The organism is Cellulomonas sp., assembly GCF_035634735.1.
In the GTDB taxonomy this organism is placed as follows: domain Bacteria; phylum Actinomycetota; class Actinomycetes; order Actinomycetales; family Cellulomonadaceae; genus Cellulomonas.
On sequence record NZ_DASQCJ010000045.1, the window covers coordinates 26,108 to 47,440 of the forward strand.

Sequence of the window (21,333 nt, forward strand, 5' to 3'; positions counted from 1 at the left end):
GCGCACGCGGGCGGCCCGCCTCAGGCGGGCAGCTCCGCCCGGCGCCGCATCCGCCCGTCGGCACCCAGCTCGACCACCGCGTCCACCCCGATCCGCTCCAGGAACGGCCGGTCGTGGCTCACCACCAGCAGCGCCCCGCGGTACGCGTCGAGCGCCTCCGCGAGCTGCGCGACGCTCGCGAGGTCGAGGTTGTTCGTCGGCTCGTCGAGCACCAGCAGCTGCGCGGGCGGGTCGGCGAGCAGCAGCCGGGCGAGCGCGACCCGGAACCGCTCGCCGCCGGACAGCGTGCGCACCGGCCGGTCGACCGCGTCGCCGCGCAGCAGCAGCCGGGCGAGCTGGTTCCGCAGCGTGCCCGGCGGCGTGCCCGGCGCGACGGCCTGCACCGCGGCGAGCGCGCCCGCCTCGTCGTCCAGGCCGTCGAGCCGCTGCGGCAGGTACCCGACGGCGCCGGTCAGCAGCCGGCCGTGCGGGCGGCCGGGCGCCGGCGCGGTCCCGCGGACCAGCTGCTCCAGCAGCGTGGTCTTGCCCGTGCCGTTCGCCCCGACGAGCGCGACGCGCTCCGGCCCCTGCACCACGAGCGTCCCCCCGGCGTCCGCGAGCTCGGCGATCCGGCGCCCGCGCGGCACGTCGGGGTCGGGCAGCACGAGCCGGATGTGCTCGTCGTCCCGCACCCGGGCGTCGGCGGCGTCGACCGCCGTCTGCGCCGCGCGGACCCGGTCGTCGAGCGTGGACCGCAGGGCGCCGGCGGAGTGCTGCGCCCGGCTGGCCCGGTTGCCCGCGAGGATCTTCGGGATGCCGCCGTCCCGCTGGGTCGCGCGGGCGGTGCGGGCCCGCCGGGCGAGCGTCGTCTCGGCCTCGGCGCGCTGCCGCTTCTCCGCCCGGAGCGCCTGCTGCGCGGACCGGGCGGCCTGCTCCGCCGCCGCCTGCTCGGCCTCCCGGTGCTCCTGCCACGCGCGGTACGTCCCGCCGAACGTCTCCAGGGTGCCGCCGTGCAGCTCGGCGATCCGGTCGACGTGCTCCAGCAGCTCCAGGTCGTGGCTGACGACGACGAGCGTCCCCGGCCACTGGTCGACGAGCTCGGCGAGCCGCGCGCGGGTGGGGCGGTCGAGGTTGTTGGTCGGCTCGTCGAGCAGCGTCACGGGCGTGCGGCGCAGGCGCAGGCCGGTGACCGCGATCAGCATCGCCTCGCCGCCGGACACCTCCGCCACCCGCCGGCCGAGGTCGCCGGCCGAGAAACCCAGGGCGTGCAGCGCCTCGTCGGCGCGGGCCTCGATGTCCCAGTCGTCGCCGACGACGTCGAAGTGGCGCTGGTCCACGTCGCCGGACTCGATCGCGCGGAGCGCCGCGAGCGTGCGGTCGACGCCGAGCAGCTCCGCGACCGTGGCGTCCCGGGCGAGCGTGAGCGTCTGGGGGAGGTAGCCGACCTCACCGGCGACCTCGACCGCGCCCGACGTGGGCGTCAGCAGGCCGGCGACGAGCCGCAGCAGCGTGGACTTGCCGGAGCCGTTGCGGCCGACCAGCCCGGTGCGGCCGGGGGTGAACGTGCCGTCGACGCGGTCCAGGGCGAGGGTGCCGTCGGGCCACTCGAGGGTGACGGCGCGCAGGGTGACGGAGGGGGACGGGGACATGGGCGTGCTCTTCTCTCCCTCGCGTGCCGCGGTGCGGGGCGGGGCGGGTGTGGTCGGCTCGGGCGGCCGGTCCCCGGGTGCGCGGAGGGCGCGGGCCGGGGCGGCGCGGCGCCGGAGGGCGCGGGGGCTCGTCGCCGCGCGGTCGGCGCCCTCGGCGGGCGGACCGGCGCTGCGCGTCGGACGACGGGGCGAGCCACCGGCGGTCCGGTGGCTAGGCTCTGTCGACCTCGATCGTCTCCACGCCGGTGACCGTAGCAAGGTGCCGCCGCCTGCCGCCTCCGGTTTTCCGACGCAGAGCGCCCCGCACGCGACGAGCCCCCGCCCCGGCGGGGTCCGCGGGGACGGGGGCTCGCGTCGAGCACGGGGCCGGGGTCAGACCGCCACGGGCGTCCGCGGCGCGCCGTCGCCGTCCGCCTGCGCCTGCTCCTCGGCCACGACCCGGCGGTACGCCGCCAGCTCCGGGTACAGCTCGGTCCCGGTGAGGGGGTTGCGGCGCGTGGTGACGACGCGGTGCACCTGGTACGCCGCGAGGGCCACGTTGGCCGCGAGCGAGACCGCGCTGACCAGGAACAGCGCCGTCGGGTCGTGCGAGGCGTCGACCGCGAACCGCGACGAGGACACGAAGGTCGGGAACGCCATCGTGAACATCATCCAGAGCGCGAGCGTGTGCGCGCGGTGCTGCAGCCAGGCGCCCCGCCTGAGGGCGAAGGCCGGGATGGTGCAGGAGATCAGCAGCGCGGCGCCGGCGTAGAACGCGTGGTCGCCGACGCAGTTGTAGACGTAGGCGAAGTTCCACAGGTCGTACGGGATGATCCAGAACCAGAGCATGTCGGGCCAGATCATGTCGCGGGACCGCGACCGGCTGATCCGGATCCCCGCCCAGCCGCAGATGGTGACCAGGTTGAGGATGCCGGCGACGCCGTTCATGACGTTCCACGGCCCCGGGACCATGTAGACGCCGTCGACCACGCCCTCGGACATCCCGGCGACCTGGAAGTCGCGGAGCACGGCCTCGGCGATGTTGATCGCCAGGATCGCGGCGGGGAACACCAGCGCCCAGCGCTTCGCGGCCAGCCGCGGGTGGTAGCGCAGCGCCATGAACCCGAGGCAGCCGGCCAGGGCCGAGTACACCTTGACCCAGTGGAACCAGGTGCCGGTGCTGGAGCCGGCGCCGGCGGTGTGCGGCCAGACGAAGATCGTCAGCACGACGGGCAGCGCGACGAAGAAGGCGAGCCCGGCCGCGCGCCGGCGGCGGGTGACCTCGTTGAGGCCGATGAGCGCCGCGAGCACGACGCACCACATGACCGCGGAGTACCACGGGATCGACTCGAACAGGAACACGGGTGCTGCCTCCTTGCGAGCGGTGCCGCCGGGCGGCGGCGCGGGGGGATCAGGACGACGGGGGGCGGGTGCGGCCGACCAGGTCCAGCCGCAGGGTCTGCCGGACCAGCGCGGCGAGGACGGCGTCGGGGACGTCGGGCTCCGTGCGGACGAGCCCGACCAGCCCGTGCACCAGGACGACGAACGTCGCGCGGACGTGGGCGATCGCGAGGCCGTGCCGGGCGGAGTAGGCCTCGACGGTGGTGACCTGGAGCGCGTCCACGACCGCGCCGACGGCCGCGTCCACGAACCGCTGGTAGAGCGCGGCGTTCTCGGGCCGGCGCAGGTCGGCGCGCAGCGGGTCCGCGGGGGCGGTCTGCGCGCGGAACAGGGCGATCACGTCGCGCAGCGCGCCCTCGACGTCGCCGACCGTCCGCTGGTCGTCCCACGCGCGCACCGACTCCGCGAAGGCGGCCACCCGCCGGGCCAGGACGGCGTCGAGCAGGTCCTCGGTGGTCGGGAAGTAGTGGTAGACGAGCCCGCGGGTGACACCCGCGGCGCGAGCGACGTCGCTCACGGTGGTCCGGCTCAGGCCGCTCGCGGCGTACGCGCGCTCGGCCGCGTCGAGGAGGGCGGCGCGGCGCTCCTCGGGGTCGAGCACCGTGCGGGTGTTCGTGCTGGTCACGGCTCGACCGTAGGACTCGTTGACACATCGTCAACGGGACGATCGTCCCGACCGCCGGCGCCCGGCGGCGGGGGCGCGGGAGCCGTCCTCCTACGATCGAGGGGCCGCGCGGTCCGCCCCGGCGCGCGGCGCCGAGAGGACCCCCGATGACCTTCGCCGCCCTGCACGACGGACCCGCCCCGCTGCTGCTGCCGAACGCCTGGGACGTCGGCTCCGCCCTCGCGTTCGCCGAGGCGGGCTTCCCGGCCGTGGGCACGACGAGCCTCGGCGTCGCGGCGTCCCGCGGCGCGCCCGACGCCTCCGGCGCGACCCGCGAGGCGACGCTCCGGCTGGTGCAGGCGCTGCACGCGCTGCCCGTGCACGTGTCCGCCGACGCCGAGGACGGCTACGCCGACGACCCGGCGGAGGCTGCGGCCGCGGTCGCCGAGCTGGCCGAGGCGGGCGCGGCGGGGGTGAACGTCGAGGACTCGGCCGCCGGGGCGCTCACCGACCCGGCGCGGGCCGCGGCCAAGGTCGCGGCGATCCGGGCGGCCGCGCCCGGGCTGTTCGTCAACGCCCGGGTCGACACCTACTGGCTGCGCGAGGACGCGACCGTCGGGGCGACGGTGGCGCGGGCCCTGGCCTACGCCGACGCGGGGGCCGACGGGATCTTCGTGCCGGGCGCGACCGACCCGGCGGACATCGCGGCGCTGACCGCCGCGATCGACCTGCCGGTGAACGTCCTGCTGGTGCCGGGGCTGACGCTGGCCCGGCTGGGCGAGCTCGGGGTCCGGCGGGTCAGCACGGGTTCCCTGCCGTACCGCGCGGCGGTCGACGCGGCGGTCGGGTCGGCGACGGCGGTGCGGGACGGCGGCACGCCGCCGGCGGCGACGTCGTACTGGGCGGTGCAGGAGCGCCTGCAGGCGTTCGCGGTCCGGGCGGCGGGCGTGGGCGGCTGACCGCGGCCCCGGCGCCGGGCCCCGGCGCCGCGCCGCGCGCGCAGGCCAGCACGACGCCGAGCGCCAGCATCGTCGCGACCAGCGCCGACCCGCCCGCCGACACCAGCGGCAGCGGCACCCCGATGACCGGCGCCAGGCCGATGACCGTCCCGATGTTGACCAGCGCCTGCGACACCACCCAGCCCAGGACGCCGCCGGTGGCGATGCGGGCGAACGGGTCCGGGTGCCGGCCGATCACCCAGATCATCGCCAGCGCGAGCGCGCCGAGCAGCGCGAGCACCAGCAGCGTCCCCGCGAGGCCGAGCTCCTCGCCGACGATCGCGAAGATGAAGTCGTTGTGCGCCTCCGGCAGGTAGGACCACTTCTGCCGCGACTGACCGAGCCCCACCCCGAGCCAGCCGCCCGAGGCCAGCGCCCGCACCCCCTGGGTGGTCTGGTAGCAGCTGCCCAGGGGGTCGCAGTCGCCGCCCAGCCAGTCGCTGATCCGCTGCACCCGGCGGGGCGCGGAGGCGGCGACCGCGAGGAAGGCGAGGACGACCCCGGCCCCGCCGACGGCGAACAGCCGCAGCGGCGCGCCGGCGACGAACAGCGCCGTCGCGACCAGCGCGGCCAGCACGAGCGAGGTGCCGACGTCGTGGCCCGCCAGCGTGGCGGCGACCACCACGACCGCCCCGGGGACCGCCGGGAGCGCGGCGGTCCGCCAGTCGTGGATGCCGTCCTGCCGCTCCGCCAGCACCCGGGCGAGCCACAGCACCAGCCCGACCTTGAGCAGCTCCGCCGGCTGGCCGGCCACCGGCCCGAGCGCGACCCAGCTCCGCCGCTCGCCCTGGCTCAGCCCGAGCGGGGTGAACACGAGCAGCTGCAGCGCGAGCGCGCCGAGCAGCAGCGGGGCCGCCGCCCGGCGGTGCACCCGGAGCGGGACGCGGGAGGCGGCGAGCATGACCGCGACCCCCAGGACCGCGAACCGCGCCTGCTCGGCGGCCAGCGCGTAGGGGGAGTTCCCGCGGGCGATCTCGCCGACCGCCGACGCGGACAGCACCATCACCTGGCCGAGCACCACGAGCGTCAGGGCGGCGCCGAGCAGCAGCCGATGGCTGCCGGCGCCGTCGCGACCGGGCGACGCGGGGGCGGGCTCCGGGGCCGTCGGCGGGGGCACCGCGCCACGCTAGGCAGGGGTCGCGCGCCCCTCAGCCGGCGGTTGAGTGCTGCGGTCCGGCGGCCTAGGTGGTGCGGCCGGTGGCCGGACCGCCCCCGCGCCCGCCGGTCGCGGGTCCATCATGGGCGGGACGGGCGGCGGCGGAGCGGCGGGAGCACGACCATGGCGATCGACGTGCGGCGCGAGCGCGCGGACCTGTACCGGGCCGGCCGGGACTGGGCCGAGGTCGACGTGCCGCCGGCCGAGTACCTCGCGGTCGACGGGCACGGCGACCCGAACACCGCCGCGGAGTACGCGGACGCGGTCGCCGCGCTGTACACCTCGGCGTACGCGGTGCGGGCCGTGCTGAAGGCGCGCACGGCGGAGGCGTTCGTGGTCGGCCCGCTGGAGGGCCTGTGGTCGAGCCCGGACCCGGCGGCCTTCGCCGAGGGCCGCAAGGCCGACTGGGACTGGACGATGCTGATCCCGCTCCCGGGGGCGGTCGTGCCCGACGACGTCGCGGCGGGGCTGGCCGCCGCCGCGACGCGCAGGCCGGCGCGGCCCGTCGACCGGGTGCGGCCGCTCACCCTCGACGAGGGACGGTCGCTGCAGGTGCTGCACGTCGGGTCGTACGACGACGAGGCGCCGATGCTCGCGCGGCTGCACCACGAGCTGATGCCCGCGCGCGGGCTCACGTGGAACGGCCGGCACCACGAGATCTACCTCGGCGACCCGCGGCGGGTCCCGGCGGAGCGGCTGCGGACGGTGCTGCGGCAGCCGGTCCGGCCGGTCGGCTGACGGGCGGGGTCAGCGGGGTCAGCGGGGTCGGCCCCGGGGGCTCCCGGTCGCGCGCCGCGCGTCCCACCGGCGGGCGGCCGCGCGCCACGGCGCCTGCTCGGGCCAGTGCAGCACCACCGACCGCCAGCCCCGCGCCAGCCGCCGCAGCATCCCGCCCGGCGACCGCAGCGGGCGCGCGGAGATGGACACCGCGAGCGACCGGTCGTACCGCACGGAGCCCCGCGGCAGGTGGAAGCTCAGGTCCAGGTCGTCGTGCACGTCGTGGTCCCGGTGCACGTCCGCCCGCGCCGCACGCCACGCCGACCGCCGCACCGCGCAGGCGGAGCCGAACACCGGCGACCCGCCGAGCGCGAGCCCGCCGAGCACGAAGTACGGCCGCATGTAGAGCCGGTGCGCGAGCCACCCGCCGAGCGGCCCGAGCCGGAACCGCCCCGGGCCGGTCACCGCGGCGCAGCCGGGGTCCTCGGCGAGCAGCGCCTCCACCCGGGCGAGCCAGTCCGGCGGCAGCACGGTGTCCGCGTCGACGCGCGCGATCACGTCGCCGGTCGCGGCGTCGTACCCGGCCGCGGCGGCGGGCCAGATGCCGAGCTCCGGCTCGTGCAGGACGCGCGCCCCGGCCGCCGCGGCCACCCGGGCGGTGCCGTCGCCGCTCGCGTTGTCCACGACGAGGACCTCGTCGGCGGGGCGGGTCTGCGCGGCGAGCGAGGCGAGGCACCGGGGCAGCCGGTCCTCCTCGTCGCGCGCGGGGACGACGACGGAGATGCGCAGGGGAGGGCGGCCGGTCACGGGCGCGCCCCGGCGGGGTCGGCGGGCACGCCCCATCCCCGCACGCGCCGCGCCGCCCGGCAACCGGGGAGGCGCCGCGGCGCGCCGGCCGCGGCGGGCGGCGCGGCGCGCGCGGCCGTCAGGCCGAGGCCCCCGCGAGGGTCCGCGCGCGGGCCACCGTCGCGACCCCCGCCCGGTGCGCCGCCGCCAGCGCCTCGCCCAGCGGGGCCGCGCGGTGCGCCGCCGACAGCACCTCGACGCCCCACGGCCCCGACCAGCCCGCCCGGACCAGCGCGGCCGCGAACGCGGCGGTCCCGAGGTCGCCGTCCCCCGGGAGCAGGCGGTGGTCCCGGCCGTCGGCGACGAGGTCGCCCGCCGGCGCGGCGCGCGCGTCGCCGAGCTCGACGAGCAGCAGCCGCCCCGGCGGCAGGAGCGCGGCCAGGTCGGCGTACGGGGTGCCGCCGCGGTGCACGTGCCAGGTGTCGAGCGCCAGCCCGGCGGCCGGGTGGTCGACCTCCCGCACCAGGGCACAGGCCTCCGCCACGGACGGCAGGCGGGAGATGGCCATGGGCTCCAGGGCGACCCGCAGCCCGCGCCCCGCGGCCTCCGTCGCGAGCGCCCCGAGGGCGTCCGCGAGCCGCGCGCGCCCGACCGGGCCCCGGCCGGCCGCGCCGACGCCCACCGCCGCCTTGACGGTCGCCGCGCCGAGCGCCTCGCCGGCGTCGAGCAGGTCCCGCCGGACGGCGGCCGCCCGCGGGTCGCCGTGGCGCCACCAGCCGTCCAGCAGCTCGACCTCCACGTGCGTGACGCCGTGGTCGGCGAGCAGCCGGCGCAGCCGACGCAGGCCGAGCGTGCTCCGCCAGGCCACGAGGTCCGCGTGCACGAGGCCGACGCCCGCCCATCCGGCGTCCCGCACGGCGACCAGGCGCTCGAGCACGGGCACCGGCGACGCCTCGGAGGGGTCGCCGGGCCGGACGTCGCCCGCCCAGGTCCAGGCGGAGGCCACCAGGTCGTCGTGCGTCGTCGCACCCATGCGTCGAGCCTGCCACCGTCGGGCCTGCCTGGGTGCTCCCCGGGTGCTCCCCGGGTGCTCCCCGCCCGCGCCCCTCCCGCCGCCCGGGAGTGGACGTTGCTGACGGACACGCCGACGGCGTGTCCGTCACAGACGTCCACTCGACCCCGGCGCCGACGGGCCGCGGCGGGTGAGTCGACGGGGCCGAACGGGCGAAAACCGTGCAAAACGGACACGCGCGCCCGCGATCCGGGCTATCAACGGACCCTCGGGTCGCGACGCCGGGGCGCGTCGGGCGCCCGGGCCGGCCCCTCGACGCGGAGGTGCCGATGTCCGCTCCGACGGCCGTGCGCGGCCGGGCCCCGGGAGCACCGGCCGGCGGGACCGGCGGCCGGCTGCCGGGCCTCGACGGTCTGCGCGGCGTCGCGGCGCTCGTCGTGCTCGTGCACCACTCGCTGCTGCTGACCCCGGCGCTGATGGCGGTGCACGACGACCCGGCCGCCCCGCGCGGCGCGCTCGTCCAGGCCGTGTCGGCGACCCCGCTGCACCTGCTCTGGGACGGCGAGGTCGCGGTGCAGGTGTTCTTCGTGCTGAGCGGGTTCGTGCTGACCGTCGCGGCGACCCGCCCCGCGCACCGCTGGGGGCCGTACTACCCGCAGCGGCTGCTCCGGCTGTATCTGCCGGTGTGGGCCGCGGTCGTGCTGGCGGTGGCCCTGCGGTTCGCCGTGCCGGCGGGTGACACGTCCGGGCTCAGCCCGTGGCTGACGTTCCACGGCGACGTCGGCCGGGCCGGCGTGCTCGGCGACCTGCTGCTGCTCGTCGGCCCGGCCGGCTCCACGATGACGGCGCTGTGGTCGCTGCGCTGGGAGGTGCTGTTCTCCCTGCTGCTGCCGGCGTTCGTGCTGCTGGCGACGCGGCTGCGGCACTGGGCCCCGCTGGTGCTCGGCGCGCTCGCGGCCGTGGCCTGGCTCGGGGCGGTCACCGGTCCGGTCGACCAGCCGTACGCGCTCGGCGCGCTGTACCAGCTGCCGCTGTTCGCGCTGGGCTGCGTGCTGGCCGCCGGGCGGGACCGGGTGGCCGCGGTCACGGCGCGGTGGGGGAGCGCCGCGTGGGCGGGGGTGCTGGTCGCGGCCGTCCTGCTGACGACGAGCTACTGGCTGCTCGACCTCGGCGGGGACCGCGCGGACGTCCCGCTCGGGGTGGCGGCGCTGACCCGCGTGCTGCAGGCCGCGGGCGCGGGGCTGCTGGTGCTCGCGGCGCTCGGGCCGCTCGCCCGGCCGCTGCGGCACCCCGCGGTGCGCTGGCTCGGCACCCGGTCGTTCAGCCTGTACCTGGTGCACGAGCCGGTCGTCGTGGCGGTCGGCTACCTGACCGGGTGGACCTCGCCCGCGGTGCTGCTGCTCACGGTGCCGGCGTCCCTGCTCCTGGCGGAGGGGTTCTTCCGGGCGGTGGAGCGGCCGTCGCACCGGCTGTCCCGCGGGGTCGGGCGGCGGCTGACCCGGCGCGCGGCGCCGGTGGGCTGACCGCGGCGGGGGTCGCGCCGGGCGGGCGCCGGCCCGGCCACCGGGGCGGCGAGATCGGTGGTTCGGGCCGAGATCGGTGCCTGCCACCACCGATCTCGCGCAGAGCCACCGATCTCGGCGGGGCCGCGGCGGTCAGCCCCGGCGTCGCCGTCAGCGCTCAGCCCCGGCGCTCGACCGCCGTCCCCGGCGCGGGGGCGGGGGGTGCCGGGTCGCCGGGCAGCGGCACGACCGTGCCGACCGGCAGCCAGTCGGCCGCGGGCAGGTATCCGTCGACCGGGAGGTCGGCCCGGTCCGGCTGCCGGCGCAGCGCGCGGACGACGTCGACCCCGGCCACGGCACCCGTCCCGCCGGCCGCGACGACGCGCCGGGCGGCGGCCAGCACCGGGAGCGCCGCCGCGGCGAGCGCCGCGACCGGGCCGGCGAGCAGCGCGGCGAACCCCGGCACCACCAGGGCCAGCAGTGCCCCGCCGCCGACGGCCGCCGCGAGCCGGGTGCGGCCCGGGGCGCCGAGCGGCACGACCCACCGGTACGGCTGGGCGGCGGGTCGCCACGCGCGCAGGCGCGGACCGACCGCCCACCGGGCGAGCGCGAGGCCCACCAGCGCGCCGAGCGCCGCGAGCCCGATCCCGGCGGCCCGCGTCCCCGTCGTCATCGGGGCCGACGTGACCTGGAAGCCGACGCCGTCGAGGACGGCGTCGGTCCGGTTCGGGGCGATCGCGAGCGCGACCCCGCACAGCACCAGAACCGACACCGCCACCACCCGCGCGGCGGCCAGCCAGGACCGCGCCTCGACCCGGGGCCGGGCGACGCGCCCGGGGATGCGCCCGCTCGGCGTGACCGTCTCCCCGGGGTGCACCACCAGCTGGCGGGCGACCATCCGGGCGCGCCAGTGCCCGCCCCAGATCGCGATGCCGAGCAGTATCGTCGGAGCCCAGGCGCGGAAGAAGGTGGACGAGTCGAACGACAGGGCGTCGCCGCCGAGCGCGGGGAGCCAGGCGATCACGCCGACCACCGCGAACGTGACGAGCCACCGGCGGACGGCGAACCACGGCCCCTCGATGTCGTCGCGCGCCCAGTCGCGGTACCGCGGGTCGAGCCGCAGCTCGAGGCCCACGTAGCCGAGGTACGCGAGCAGCGGCGGGTGCTCCCGCCACCGGGTCGCCCAGCCGGCGACGAGCAACCCCAGCCCCGAGCGCAGGTCGAGCCGCCGGGCTCCCGCGGGCGCGAGGTCGGCGAGCACCGCGGTGACCTCCGCCCCGCGGGCGACCCGCCACCGGCGCGGGTACGCGCGCAGCCACCGGCCGACCGAGCGCACGAACGCCGGGTCCACGCTCGGGCCCATCAGGCGATCCCCGGGCGGGCCACGCCGCCGAGCAGCCGGTCGGCGCGCCGGGCCAGCGCGGCCAGCCGCGCGGTCTCGGCGGTCAGGGCGTCGTGGCCCTCCGGGGTGAGCCGGTAGTACCGGCGCAGCCGCCCGTCGACGACCACCTCGCCCGAGCCCTCGGCGTAGCCGGCCCCCACGAGCCGGTCGAGGATCCCGTACAGCGTGCCCGCGCCGAGCCGCACCGTGCCGCCGGACAGCGCGCGCACCTCCTGGACGACGCCGTAGCCGTGCCGGGGCTCGTCCGCGAGGGCGAGCAGCACCAGGTACGCCTGCTCGGTGAGTCGCATGGCCATGGGCGATATATATCGCGGCGCGATGCATGGCGGCAAGGGGGACGGCTCCCGCGGACGCACAGCGAGTCCCCATCTCCCGGACCCCCGGCGTTCACCTGCGCCCGCCACACTCGGTGCCGACGGTCGGGCGCGAGAGAGGTCGGGCGGATGCAGGCGGTTCGGGACGTGGGCACGCGGTACTCGTGGGTCCAGGTGGAGCACCCGGTGTACGTCGTGGACCTCCTCGCCTCGGTGGGCGCGCCGGCGGAGCGCTGGCGGCTGGTCGACGTCGGGGACGTGCTCGAGGTGCTCGAGTGGGTCGCGCGGCACCAGCGCGGCCGCGCCGCCGCGGTGAGCCTGGAGGTCGAGGACGCGGGCGGCTTCTCGCTCGTGCAGCTCACGCCCGCCGAGGGGCTGCGGCAGGTCGCCGGCTGGTGACCCCGGCGGGCGGGCGCGTCAGGCGCCGGTCAGCGCGCGCAGCAGCGGCGGGCCGACCAGCAGGCCGATGAGGAACGCCCACCCGGCGGTGAGCCGGCGCTCCGGCGCGGCGAGACCGCGCCGGTCCCAGACGGGGGTCGGCTCCAGCGCGACGTAGGCGAGCGCGGCCGGCCACGCGTGCACGACCAGCCAGAACCACGCCCACCGCGTCGCGAGCCGGGGCTCGGGGCCGGCGAACAGGGTGAGCGGCAGCGCGACCAGCACGCCGAGCGCGAGGTACAGCTGCCACGTCGGGCTGGACGCGCTCGCGAGCTCCTCGACCTGGCGCACCTCGACGTCCCGCGGCGAGGCGGCGGCCGCGGCGAGCAGCCGGCGGCCCTCGTCCACCGGGGTGTCCGACATCGAGTCGTACCGGTACGTCGCTCGACCGGGACGGCCGTCGCCGGTCCACGCCACGCCGAGCTCGCCGCCCGTGGGCACGGTGGGCCGCTCGATGGTGAGGGTGGCGACCTCGCCCGCCGCCAGCGCCGCCGCGAGCTGGTCCGCGGTGCGCTGCGCGGGCTGCGTCGCCGACTGCACCGCGCCCGCGGCGAGCGCGACGAGCAGCACCAGCCGCAGGACCAGGTGCGCGCGCGACGAGGGCGGCACCCGGCGCCCGGCGGCGGGGTGGACGTCGGGGGCCACGGCGGGGGTCGTCGCGCTCACCGGCCGGTCAGCGTCCCGTCAGCAGCGCGATGAGCGGCGTCCCGAGCAGCAGCGCGAGGAGGAAGCCCCAGCCGCCGGTCAGCCGCCGGCGCGGCGCGCGGACGGGCCCGCGGCGCCAGGCCGGCGTCGGCTCCAGGAGCAGGAACACGAGCGCGGCCGGCCAGAAGTAGGCGATCAGCCAGAACCACGCCCACCGGGTCGCGAGCCGCGGCTCGGGCCAGCCGGCGACCACCGCGATCGTCCCGCCGAGCGCGGCGACCGACAGCAGGACGTCCAGCACCCCGAGCGCCCCGGTCGCCGACGGCTCCCCGGGCCCAGGCCGGGTCAGCGCGTACGCCGCGCCCGCGAGCACCACGACGACCAGCACCAGGCGGGCGGTCAGCAGGGCGCGGGAGGACGGCGGCACGAGGCGCGGTCCGGGCGCGGGCGGGAGCGGGGCGGCGCTGGGCAGGCTCATCGCCGCCACGCTAGGCCAGTCGGCGCCCCCGGTGGGCCGGTTCGGCGGCCGATCTGCCGCCGACCCCGGTTCCTCCCCAGCCGCCCGGCGTCAGACCAGGCCGACCCGCGCGAACCCCGCCACCAGGCCCTCGGCCTGCGGGCCGGCCACGACCAGGTCGGCGACCGCGAGCAGCCGCGGGTCCGCGCCCTCGATGGCGACGCCGGTGCCGGCGTGCTCCAGCATCTCCAGGTCGTTGAGCCCGTCGCCGAACGCGATCACGTCCTCGCGCGGCACGCCCAGGTGCGCGGTGACGGCCTCGATGCCGAGCGCCTTGTGCACGCCGACCAGGTAGATCTCGCCCGCGGACTCGCCCATCGCGGCGATCGAGCTGGGCAGGATGCCGAGGCGGTCCCCGAGCTCGGCGCCGAGCTCCGGCCACGGGATCGCGGCGCCGAAGTAGGTGATCTTGGCGAACGAGCAGGCCGTCAGGTCGTCGGGCGTCTGCAGCGCGGAGAGGATCTCCAGCGGGCTGGCCGCCCCGTCCGCCCCGCCGCGGCCGAAGTGGCCGTCCAGCAGCTCGCCCAGCCGCCGGTCCACGCCGGGCCGGCCGTAGAGCGCGTCGGGCGCCTCCAGCAGGTAGGCCGCGTCGTGCCGGTCGAGCACCTCGATCGCGCGCGCCGCGAGGTCCGCGGGGAACCGCTGGTCGCGCAGGACCTCGCCGCCGACCTCGACGTACCCGCCGGCGGAGGCCACGATCCCGTCGAAGCCCGCCGCGCGGATCCGCTCCGGCAGCATCGACGTCGGCCGGCCGGTGCACAGCAGCACCCGGTGCCCGTTGGCCCGCGCCGCCCGGACGACCCGCTCGTGGCCCGGGGGGACCTCGCCGTGGTGCGCGTACGTCCCGTCGACGTCGAGGAACACGTACCGGGGGGCCGAGGGCGCAGCAGTCACGCGACCCATCCTCTCGCACCTGCGGGTTCCTATGCCCGTGAGGTTGCTACCTACGAGGTGTAGGTTGGGCCCGTGACCCGCGCCGGACTGACCCCCGCCCTCGTCGTCGCCGACGCCGCGGCGCTGGCCGACGAGGCCGGCTTCGACGCGCTCACGCTGTCCGCCGTCGCCCGGCGGCTGGGGGTGCAGACCGCCAGCCTGTACGCGCACGTCCGGGACCGCGCCGCGCTGCTCGACGGCGTCACGGCGCTCGCGATGGCCGAGGTCGCGGCCCGGATCGCCACCGGGATCGCCGGGCGGTCGGGCCGGGACGCGCTGCGCGGGTACGCCGACGCGTTCCGCGACTACGCGCGCGAGCACCCCGGCCGGTGGGCCGCGATGCAGCGCCGCGCCGGGCCGGCCGCGGTCGCCGCGCCGTCCGCCGTGGACGTCGTCGCGCTCACGGACGCCCTGCTCCGCGGCTACGCCCTGCCCGCCGACCAGCGGGTGCACGTCATCCGGCTGCTCGGCAGCACCATCAACGGCTTCGTCCAGCTCGAGCGCATCGGCAGCTTCGACCACAGCGCACCCGCCCCCGCCGACTCGTGGGGCCGGGCCGTCGACGCGCTCGACGCCCTCCTGCGGGCCTGGCCCGCCCCCGCGTCGCCCCGCGCGTCCGCCACCGACCCCGAGGACACCCCCGCATGATCGACGTCCCCCCGTCCGACCTCGCCGCCCTCGTCCGCGGCGCCGCGTGGACCGAGACGACCGCGCGCGGGCTGCGCCCGCACCGGCTGCCCGCCTGGGTGGGCCGGCAGCTCGGCGACCCGCAGCTGGCCGCGATGGAGGCGCAGCCGTCCGGCGTCCGGCTCGCGTTCGCGACCACGGCCACCGCCGTCGAGGTCGTGCTGCACCCGACCCGGCTCGCCTACCGCCAGGTCGAGCGGCCCCGCGGCGCGGTCGACCTGGTCGTCGACGGCGCCGTGCTCGCGAGCGAGCCGCTGACCGGGGGCGACGCGGTCGAGACCGACCTCGCGACCGGCGCCTCCGTGCTGCTGCCCGGCGCGCCGCAGGCCGTCGCGTTCACCGGCCTGCCCGCGGGGGACAAGACCGTCGAGGTGTGGCTGCCGCACAACGAGTCGGTCGAGGTCGTCGCCCTGCGCGCCGACGCCCCGGTGCGGCCCGCGGCCGACGACCGCCGGGTGTGGGTGCACCACGGCTCGTCGATCAGCCACGGGTCCAACGCCGCGACGCCCACCGGGACCTGGCCCGCCGTCGCGGCGCGCCTCGGCGGCGTCGACCTGCGGAACCTGGGCCTCGGCGGCAGCGCGCTGGTCGACCCTGCCACCGCGCGGGTGATCCGGGACGCCCCGGCCGACCTCATCAGCGTGAAGCTCGGGATCAACGTCGTGAACCTCGACGGGATGCGGCGGCGGACGTTCGAGGCGGCGGTGCACGGGTTCCTCGACACGATCCGCGACGGGCACCCGGACACGCCCCTGGTGCTGGTGACGCCGATCTTCTGCGGCATCCACGAGGACACCCCCGGGCCCGGGGCGTTCGACGTGACGGAGCTCGCGGCGGGCCGGGCGCGGTTCGTGGCGACGGGCGGCGGCGACCCGTCGTCCGGGCGGCTCACGCTCCGGGTCGTGCGGGACGCGCTCGCGGCCGTCGCGGGGCGGCGGGCCGACGACCCGCACCTGCACCTGCTCGACGGCCTGTCGCTCTACGGCCCGGCGGACGCCGAGCAGCACCCGCTGCCGGACGCGCTGCACCCGGACGCGGCGACGCACCGGCTGATCGGGGAGCGGTTCGCGACCGCGGCGTTCGCGGCCGGCGGGCCGTTCGGGGCGACGCGGGGCTGATCGTCAGGCGGGCGCCGGGTCCGGGGCCCGGTGGGCGGCCCTCGCCGCCGGCACCGCCAGCCCGTCCCGCAGCGCCTCGAGCCAGCCGGTGCCGTGCTCCTGGTCCGGCTCCAGGTAGTTGCCCTCCGCCCACTCGTTCCAGGACTTGACCCAGAGGAGCCGCTCGGGCGCGGGCCGGTCCGCGAGCAGCGCCACCGCGTCGGCCACGTGCCGGCGGAGCACGGCGGGCGAGGTGCCGGTCATCACGACGCCGCGACGCCCGGACCGCGGGGTGTTGTCCCAGTTCGGCATCACGCAGGGCTGCCGGGTCGGGGCCAGCCCGCGGCGGGCGAGGTGGTCGGGGTCCACGGGGTAGTGCTCCGGCCCGCGGGTCAGCCGCCGTCCCACCCGGCGGCGCCAGAACTCCCGTCGCCCGAACCGCACCGGCAGCCGCATCTGGATCCCCGCGTCGAAGCCGACCGCCTCGACGTCCGGGAACCCCTCGCCCCAGTCGAACCAGTCGGAGACCTCCGCCACCAGGTACAGGCCCGGCAGCCCGGCGGCGCGCGCGAGCGCCTGCCAGCGGTCGACGAACGCCCGGGCGTCGGGCAGCTCGCCCGGCTTGTGCACGACCAGCACGGGCCGGTCGTCGACGCGCAGGTAGCGCGGGTCGCGGAACGCGGGCAGCAGCGCCGTCAGGTGGGCGCGGTCGTCGCCGTCGGGGTACGTCTGCTCCACCAGGACGCGGTCCGGCGCCCCGTGCCAGGTGCCGGTCCAGGTCTCGTTCGCCCACGCGAGGCAGAACGGCAGCGTCGGCTCGCCCGAGGCCAGCACCTCGGCGAACGGGCGCTCCAGCAGGCGCCGGCCCCCGCCGAACCAGTAGTGCCAGTACGCGAACGCCTCGACGCCGTGGGCGCGGGCGAGGTCGGCCTGCGCCGCGCGCGCCTCGGGGACCCGCAGGTCGTAGAAGCCGAGGTCGGCGGGCAGGTGCGGCTGGCGGTGGCCGGGGAACAGCGGCCGGCCGCGGACGGTGTTGGTCCACTCGGTGAACCCGGGCCCCCACCACGCGTCGTTCTCCGGGACCGGGTGGAACTGCGGCAGGTAGAACGCGATCGCGCGCGCCCCCAGGTCCATGCGCCCACCCCCTCGGCCGGGCCCGCGTGCGCCGCGCCTGCCCGGACGGCGGCGGACCTGCCCGCGAGTGTTCTCCCGGGCCCGGGCGGCGCGCAAGGGTGGGGTCACCTGGCGGTCGGGCGGTGCGGTCCGCGTCGGGGCGCGCACCCCGCGGCGCGCCCGGGGTCAGACCCGGAACGCGGCGATCTGCGTCGCCATGTCGCGCGACGCGTCGGCCACCCGGGCCATGTCGCCGTCGACGCGCGCGAGCGTGCCCGCGCTCACGTCCGCCGCCGCCGCGACCGAGCCCAGGCCCGCGGCGATCTCCCCGGCCCCTGTGGCCGCCTCGGCGACGCCGCGGGACATCTCCGACGTGGTCGCCGTCTGCTCCTCGACGGCGGAGGCGATCGTCAGCTGGTAGTCGTTGATCCGGCCGATGATCCGCGAGATGCCGTCGATCGCGTCCACCGCGCCGGCGGTGTCGCCCTGGATGGCCTCGACCCGGCGGGCGATGTCCTCGGTCGCGCGGGCCGTCTCCGTCGCCAGCTCCTTGACCTCGCCCGCGACGACGGCGAACCCCTTGCCGGCCTCGCCGGCGCGCGCGGCCTCGATGGTGGCGTTCAGCGCGAGCAGGTTGGTCTGCTCGGCGATCGAGGTGATGACCTTGACGACGTTCCCGATCTCCTGGGACGAGGCGCCGAGCCGGGCCACGGTCTCGTTGGTCGCCGTCACCTCGGACATCGCCTGGGCGGCCACCCGCGCCGCCTCGGTCGCGTTCTGCGCGATCTCCCGGATGCTCGCGCCCATCTGCTCGGCGCCCGCCGCGACGGCCTGCACGTTCCGGGACACCTGCTCCGCGGACGCCGAGACCGCGCCGACCTGCGCGCTCGTGTCCCGCGCGGCGGCGGCGCCCTCGGCCGCGGCACCCCGCAGCGCGCCGACCGTGGCGTCGGAGCCCTGCGCGGTGCGCGCGACCTGACCGACGAGCGCGGACACCGCGTCGACGGCGTCGTCCAGCGCCCTGCCCGCGCGGGAGATCTCGCCGCCCGCGTCGAGGCCCGTGCGGCGGGTGAGGTCGCCCTCGGCGAGCGCCGCGGCGACCTCCGAGATGCGGCCGGCCGGCCCGGCGATGTCCCGGGTGACCTTGCGGCCGGCGTACGCGGCGAAGGCCGCGGACAGCACCCCGAGCCCGACGAGCACCGCGCGGCCCTGCTCCTGCTCGGCCTGCTGCCGCGCCTGGAGGTCCTGCACGCGCGCCTCCGCCGAGGCCTGGATCTGGTCCGCCAGGGTCAGCACCTCGTCGTACGAGTCGCCGGCGGCGCCCTCGTTGATCGAGGTCAGCGCCGCCGCGTAGTCCGCGGGGTCCCCCGTCGCGAGCAGCGCCACCACCGCGGCGTCGCCGGCGAAGAACGAGTCCCACGCGCCCGCCAGCGCGTCGAACGCCTGCACCTCGTCGGCCGTCGCCCCGGTGGTGTCCAGGTCCGCGAGCCAGGCCCGCACGTCCACCTCGGTCGCCAGCAGGCTGCTGCGGTTGTACGCCGAGTCGGCGAGCGCCGCCTCGGGGCCGAGCGCCGCCGTGTCCGCCACGACCAGCCCCTGCCAGCCGGTGGCGTCGGCGATCTGGAACCGCGCCTCCTCGGCCAGCCGCAGCACCCGGTCGGCCTCCGCGATCCGCCCGGCGTAGGTGCGCTGCACCTGCGCGGTGACGACGCCGAGGGCGATCGCGACGACGATCAGCGAGGTCAGCAGCCCGAAGACCGCCGCCATGCGCGCGCCGATGGACTGCCGGTTCCAGCTGCTGGTCACGGGACCGCCGTTCGGGGGAGGGGGTGGTGGGACGCCGCCTCCCATCGGCAGCCGTGCCGCGGCCGGGAGGGATCCGCCCGGGTGAACCCCGCGGCGCCCGACGTCGTAGCGTGGGGAGCCGTGCCCTCAGAACGCGGATTCGGTCCCCGGTTCGTCGCGCCGGTGCTGATCGGCCCCGTGCTGAACCCGATCAACACCACGATGATCTCCGTCGCGCTGGTGCCGATCTCCCGGGACCTGGGCATCCCGACGTCCCGCGCCATCTGGCTGGTCGCGGGACTGTACCTGGCGAGCGCGGTCGCCCAGCCGGTGATGGGCCGGTTCGCCGACCTGCTCGGCCCGCGGCGGGTCTACACCGCCGGGCTGGTCGGCGTCCTGGTCGCGGGCGTGCTGCCGCTGCTCTGGCCCGGGTTCGGCGGCGTGCTCGCGGCCCGGGTGCTCATCGGGCTCGGCACGTCCACCGCGTACCCGTCGGCGATGACCCTGATCAGCGACCAGTCCCGGCGGTCCGGCCGGCCGACGCCGCCCGCCCTGCTGTCCGGGCTGTCGATCGCGAGCCTCACCACGTCCGCGGTGGGGCCGGTGCTCGGCGGCGTGCTGATCGCGGCGTTCGACTGGCGGGCGATCTTCCTGGTCAACGTCCCGCTCGCGCTCACCGCCCTGGCGATGACGGCGGCCTGGGTGCCGGGCGACGACGAGCGCCCGCCGCGGGACGCGCCGGGACCGCGGGCGGGCGTCGACGTCGTGGGCATCCTGCTGTTCGCCACGGGCCTCGCGGCGCTGCTGGTGTTCCTGCTCGAGCTCGCGCGCCCGCTGTGGTGGCTGCTCGCCCTCGCCGTCGCGCTGCTGGCGGGGTTCGTGCTGTGGGAGCGGGGGAGAGCGGCGCCGTTCGTCGACGTGCGGATGCTCGCCCGCAACGGCGCGCTGACCCGGACCTACGCGCGGATGTTCCTCGTCTACCTCGCGGCGTACTCGGTGGTCTACGGCTACTCGCAGTGGCTGCAGGGCGCGGCCGGGTACGACCCCGACGCCGCCGGGCTGCTCCAGCTGCCGACGGCGGTGCTCGCCGGGCTGGCGTCGGTCGCGGTCGCGCGGAACACCCGGCTCCGGCCGCCGCTCGTGGCCGCCGGGGCGCTCGCGGTGGTCGGGGGCACGCTGCTGCTCGGGCTGACGTCGGCGTCCCCGGTGTGGCTGCTGCTGGTCGTCGCCGCGGTGTTCGGGGTGCCGCAGGGGCTGGCGTCGGTGTCGAACCAGGCGGCGCTGTACCGCCAGGCGCCGCCGGACCAGATCGGCACGGCCTCGGGCCTGTCCCGGACCTCGGTGTACCTGGCGGCGATCGGGTCCTCGGCCGTGATCGGCCTGGTGTTCAGAGAGCAGCCGACCGACGCGGGGCTGCACGCGATCGGCTGGCTGGTCCTCGCCGCCGGGGCGGGGGCGACGGTGCTCGCCGCGGTGGACCGGGCGCTGGCGCCGCGGCGGGGGTGAGCGCGGGAGGCGCGGCCGCCCCCGGCCTGTGGATGACGCGACTGGCCCCGCACTGCGTAGGTGGGCGGCGTCCCTGGGCTCGCGACGCCGCCTCCGACCTGAGCCGCAGCACCTGATGTCCCGGGTGGGAGTGGGGCGCCTCGACCTCGCTGCCGCGAGGGAGAGGTGGTGGTGGCAGTGTCCGACGAACCTCGTCCGCACTGCGGGAGGTCGGGTCCTCCCGGACAGCGAACGACCGGCAGAGCCGCGAGGGCCCCCGCGAGCACCCGCAGCCCCGCCGCCACAGCCGTCGTCGCGTGGGTGGAGAGGTGCCCGTCGCGGACGGCCAGGCCCTGAGCGCTGCCGGCGTCCCCGGCCCTCGTCCCCGCGGGCGTCGCGACCCGCGGGCGGGCGGGGCCGGTGGTCGCCGCGTGGAGGTCCGGCGGAGGTCGGGCGCTTTGCGCCGGACCCGGGACCTAGGGGGCGGCGCCGGCGCGCGGGGCCGTGCGAGCCTGGGCCGGACGCTTCGAGGGGGGCACACCCGGAGGAGTCATCCATGACGACCGCACCGTCGCCGTGGCGCACCCGCGCCGGCGCCCGCGCGCACCGCACGCCGTCCCGCACGGCCCGCGCCCTCGGCACCCTGCTCGCCGCCTGCCTCGTCGCCCTGCCGCTCGCGGCCTGCGGGGGCGGCGACGACGCGCCCGGGGACGCCGGCAACCAGGTCTGGTACGGCGGCGGCGACGAGGACGTGGTGCCGCCGGCGCTGGCGGACGTGACCGCGCCGGAGGCGGCGGACGACCGGGGCGGCATCCCGATCAGTGCGGCGGGCGTCGGGGTCGCCGGCGAGGGCGACGTCGTCGTCGACGTGTACGCGGACCCGTGGTGCCCCTGGTGCCAGCGGTTCGACGAGCAGTACGCGGACGCCCTCATGGACCTGGTGGACCAGGGCGGCGTCACCGTGGTGCACCGGCCGCTCGCGTTCCTCGACGCCCGGTTCGGCGGCACCTACTCCACCCGCGCCGTCAACGCGCTGGCGGTCGTCGCGGACGCCTCGCCCGAGCGCTACGTCGACGTGCTGCACGCGCTCATGGCCGCGCAGCCGCCGACGGACGACCCCGCCGGGCTCTCCGA

General features: G+C 78.1%; 20 protein-coding genes and 1 pseudogene. 8 read left to right on the plus strand and 13 right to left on the minus strand.

Features of this window, described 5'->3' with window-relative positions; translation table 11 throughout:
• Positions 1–20 precede the first annotated feature (20 nt).
• The 3 genes from VER05_RS04400 to VER05_RS04410 form a co-directional block, all read right to left on the minus strand.
• Positions 21–1,628, minus strand: coding sequence for an ABC-F family ATP-binding cassette domain-containing protein (locus VER05_RS04400; RefSeq protein WP_324844185.1), 1,608 nt, complete (start codon positions 1,626–1,628; stop codon positions 21–23).
• A 372-nt stretch (positions 1,629–2,000) separates the two neighbouring features.
• Entirely contained in the window at positions 2,001–2,969 is a 969-nt protein-coding gene (locus VER05_RS04405; protein WP_324844186.1) for a DUF5692 family protein, read from the minus strand.
• A 49-nt stretch (positions 2,970–3,018) separates the two neighbouring features.
• Entirely contained in the window at positions 3,019–3,633 is a 615-nt protein-coding gene (locus VER05_RS04410) for a helix-turn-helix domain-containing protein (protein ID WP_324844187.1), read from the minus strand.
• A 146-nt stretch (positions 3,634–3,779) separates the two neighbouring features.
• Between VER05_RS04410 and VER05_RS04415 the strand changes: the two are divergent.
• Positions 3,780–4,415: pseudogene (locus VER05_RS04415) on the plus strand (isocitrate lyase/PEP mutase family protein); the annotation flags it as partial.
• Here the strand turns inward: VER05_RS04415 and ftsW are convergent.
• Complete coding sequence (ftsW, locus tag VER05_RS04420; protein ID WP_414647552.1) at positions 4,411–5,727, minus strand: putative lipid II flippase FtsW; 1,317 nt, start codon at positions 5,725–5,727, stop codon at positions 4,411–4,413. The pseudogene VER05_RS04415 and the gene ftsW sit on opposite strands and share 5 nt — an antisense overlap.
• Before the next feature lie 162 nt (positions 5,728–5,889).
• Here ftsW and VER05_RS04425 point away from each other — a divergent pair, with 162 nt between their 5' ends.
• On the plus strand, positions 5,890–6,504 hold the full coding sequence (locus VER05_RS04425) for a GyrI-like domain-containing protein (protein ID WP_324844189.1): 615 nt from the start codon (positions 5,890–5,892) through the stop codon (positions 6,502–6,504).
• Between the two features lie 18 nt (positions 6,505–6,522).
• Here the strand turns inward: VER05_RS04425 and VER05_RS04430 are convergent, their stop codons facing one another.
• Both VER05_RS04430 and VER05_RS04435 read right to left on the minus strand, forming a co-directional pair.
• Entirely contained in the window at positions 6,523–7,290 is a 768-nt protein-coding gene (locus VER05_RS04430; RefSeq protein ID WP_324844190.1) for a glycosyltransferase family A protein, read from the minus strand.
• A 118-nt stretch (positions 7,291–7,408) separates the two neighbouring features.
• Positions 7,409–8,302 (minus strand): sugar phosphate isomerase/epimerase family protein, encoded by an 894-nt coding sequence (locus VER05_RS04435; RefSeq protein WP_324844191.1) that lies wholly within the window; start codon positions 8,300–8,302, stop codon positions 7,409–7,411.
• Between the two features lie 308 nt (positions 8,303–8,610).
• Between VER05_RS04435 and VER05_RS04440 the strand changes: the two genes are divergently transcribed.
• Complete coding sequence (locus VER05_RS04440) at positions 8,611–9,804, plus strand: acyltransferase (RefSeq protein ID WP_324844192.1); 1,194 nt, start codon at positions 8,611–8,613, stop codon at positions 9,802–9,804.
• Positions 9,805–9,961: 157 nt separating this feature from the next.
• Here VER05_RS04440 and VER05_RS04445 read toward each other — a convergent pair whose 3' ends face one another.
• Entirely contained in the window at positions 9,962–11,146 is a 1,185-nt protein-coding gene (locus tag VER05_RS04445; protein ID WP_324844193.1) for a hypothetical protein, read from the minus strand.
• Positions 11,146–11,481, minus strand: a complete 336-nt coding sequence (locus VER05_RS04450) for a PadR family transcriptional regulator (RefSeq protein ID WP_324844194.1) — start codon at positions 11,479–11,481, stop codon at positions 11,146–11,148. Before VER05_RS04450 ends, VER05_RS04445 begins: the two co-directional genes overlap by 1 nt.
• Before the next feature lie 147 nt (positions 11,482–11,628).
• Here VER05_RS04450 and VER05_RS04455 point away from each other — a divergent pair, with 147 nt between their 5' ends.
• The gene (locus tag VER05_RS04455) at positions 11,629–11,898 is read left to right on the plus strand and encodes a hypothetical protein (protein WP_324844195.1); all 270 of its coding nucleotides are present in this window, start codon (positions 11,629–11,631) and stop codon (positions 11,896–11,898) included.
• 18 nt (positions 11,899–11,916) lie between these two features.
• Here VER05_RS04455 and VER05_RS04460 read toward each other — a convergent pair whose 3' ends face one another.
• The 3 genes from VER05_RS04460 to VER05_RS04470 all read right to left on the minus strand — a co-directional run bounded on the left by VER05_RS04460 (position 11,917) and on the right by VER05_RS04470 (position 13,993).
• Positions 11,917–12,603 (minus strand): hypothetical protein, encoded by a 687-nt coding sequence (locus VER05_RS04460; protein WP_324844196.1) that lies wholly within the window; start codon positions 12,601–12,603, stop codon positions 11,917–11,919.
• 7 nt (positions 12,604–12,610) lie between these two features.
• Positions 12,611–13,060: a hypothetical protein gene (locus VER05_RS04465; protein WP_324844197.1), complete on the minus strand. Its 450-nt coding sequence runs from the start codon at positions 13,058–13,060 to the stop codon at positions 12,611–12,613.
• Positions 13,061–13,150: 90 nt separating this feature from the next.
• On the minus strand, positions 13,151–13,993 hold the full coding sequence (locus tag VER05_RS04470) for an HAD hydrolase family protein (RefSeq protein WP_414647553.1): 843 nt from the start codon (positions 13,991–13,993) through the stop codon (positions 13,151–13,153).
• Positions 13,994–14,065: 72 nt separating this feature from the next.
• On the opposite strand from VER05_RS04470, the gene VER05_RS04475 reads away from it, so the two are divergent.
• Together VER05_RS04475 and VER05_RS04480 are read left to right on the plus strand one after the other, a co-directional pair.
• Positions 14,066–14,680 (plus strand): TetR/AcrR family transcriptional regulator, encoded by a 615-nt coding sequence (locus tag VER05_RS04475; RefSeq protein ID WP_324844199.1) that lies wholly within the window; start codon positions 14,066–14,068, stop codon positions 14,678–14,680.
• A complete protein-coding gene (locus VER05_RS04480; RefSeq protein ID WP_324844200.1) occupies positions 14,677–15,837 on the plus strand; it encodes a GDSL-type esterase/lipase family protein in 1,161 nt (386 codons plus the stop codon). The genes VER05_RS04475 and VER05_RS04480 overlap by 4 nt, the downstream gene beginning before the upstream one ends.
• A 3-nt stretch (positions 15,838–15,840) precedes the next feature.
• Here the strand turns inward: VER05_RS04480 and VER05_RS04485 are convergent, their stop codons facing one another.
• Together VER05_RS04485 and VER05_RS04490 are read right to left on the minus strand one after the other, a co-directional pair.
• Positions 15,841–16,950, minus strand: coding sequence for a glycoside hydrolase family 99-like domain-containing protein (locus VER05_RS04485; protein WP_324844201.1), 1,110 nt, complete (start codon positions 16,948–16,950; stop codon positions 15,841–15,843).
• Positions 16,951–17,115: 165 nt separating this feature from the next.
• The gene (locus tag VER05_RS04490; RefSeq protein ID WP_324844202.1) at positions 17,116–18,735 is read right to left on the minus strand and encodes a methyl-accepting chemotaxis protein; all 1,620 of its coding nucleotides are present in this window, start codon (positions 18,733–18,735) and stop codon (positions 17,116–17,118) included.
• 120 nt (positions 18,736–18,855) lie between these two features.
• On the opposite strand from VER05_RS04490, the gene VER05_RS04495 reads away from it, so the two are divergent.
• Positions 18,856–20,220, plus strand: a complete 1,365-nt coding sequence (locus VER05_RS04495; protein ID WP_324844203.1) for an MFS transporter — start codon at positions 18,856–18,858, stop codon at positions 20,218–20,220.
• Between the two features lie 535 nt (positions 20,221–20,755).
• A partial coding sequence (locus VER05_RS04500) for a DsbA family protein (RefSeq protein WP_324844204.1) occupies positions 20,756–21,333 on the plus strand: 578 nt, incomplete at its 3' end.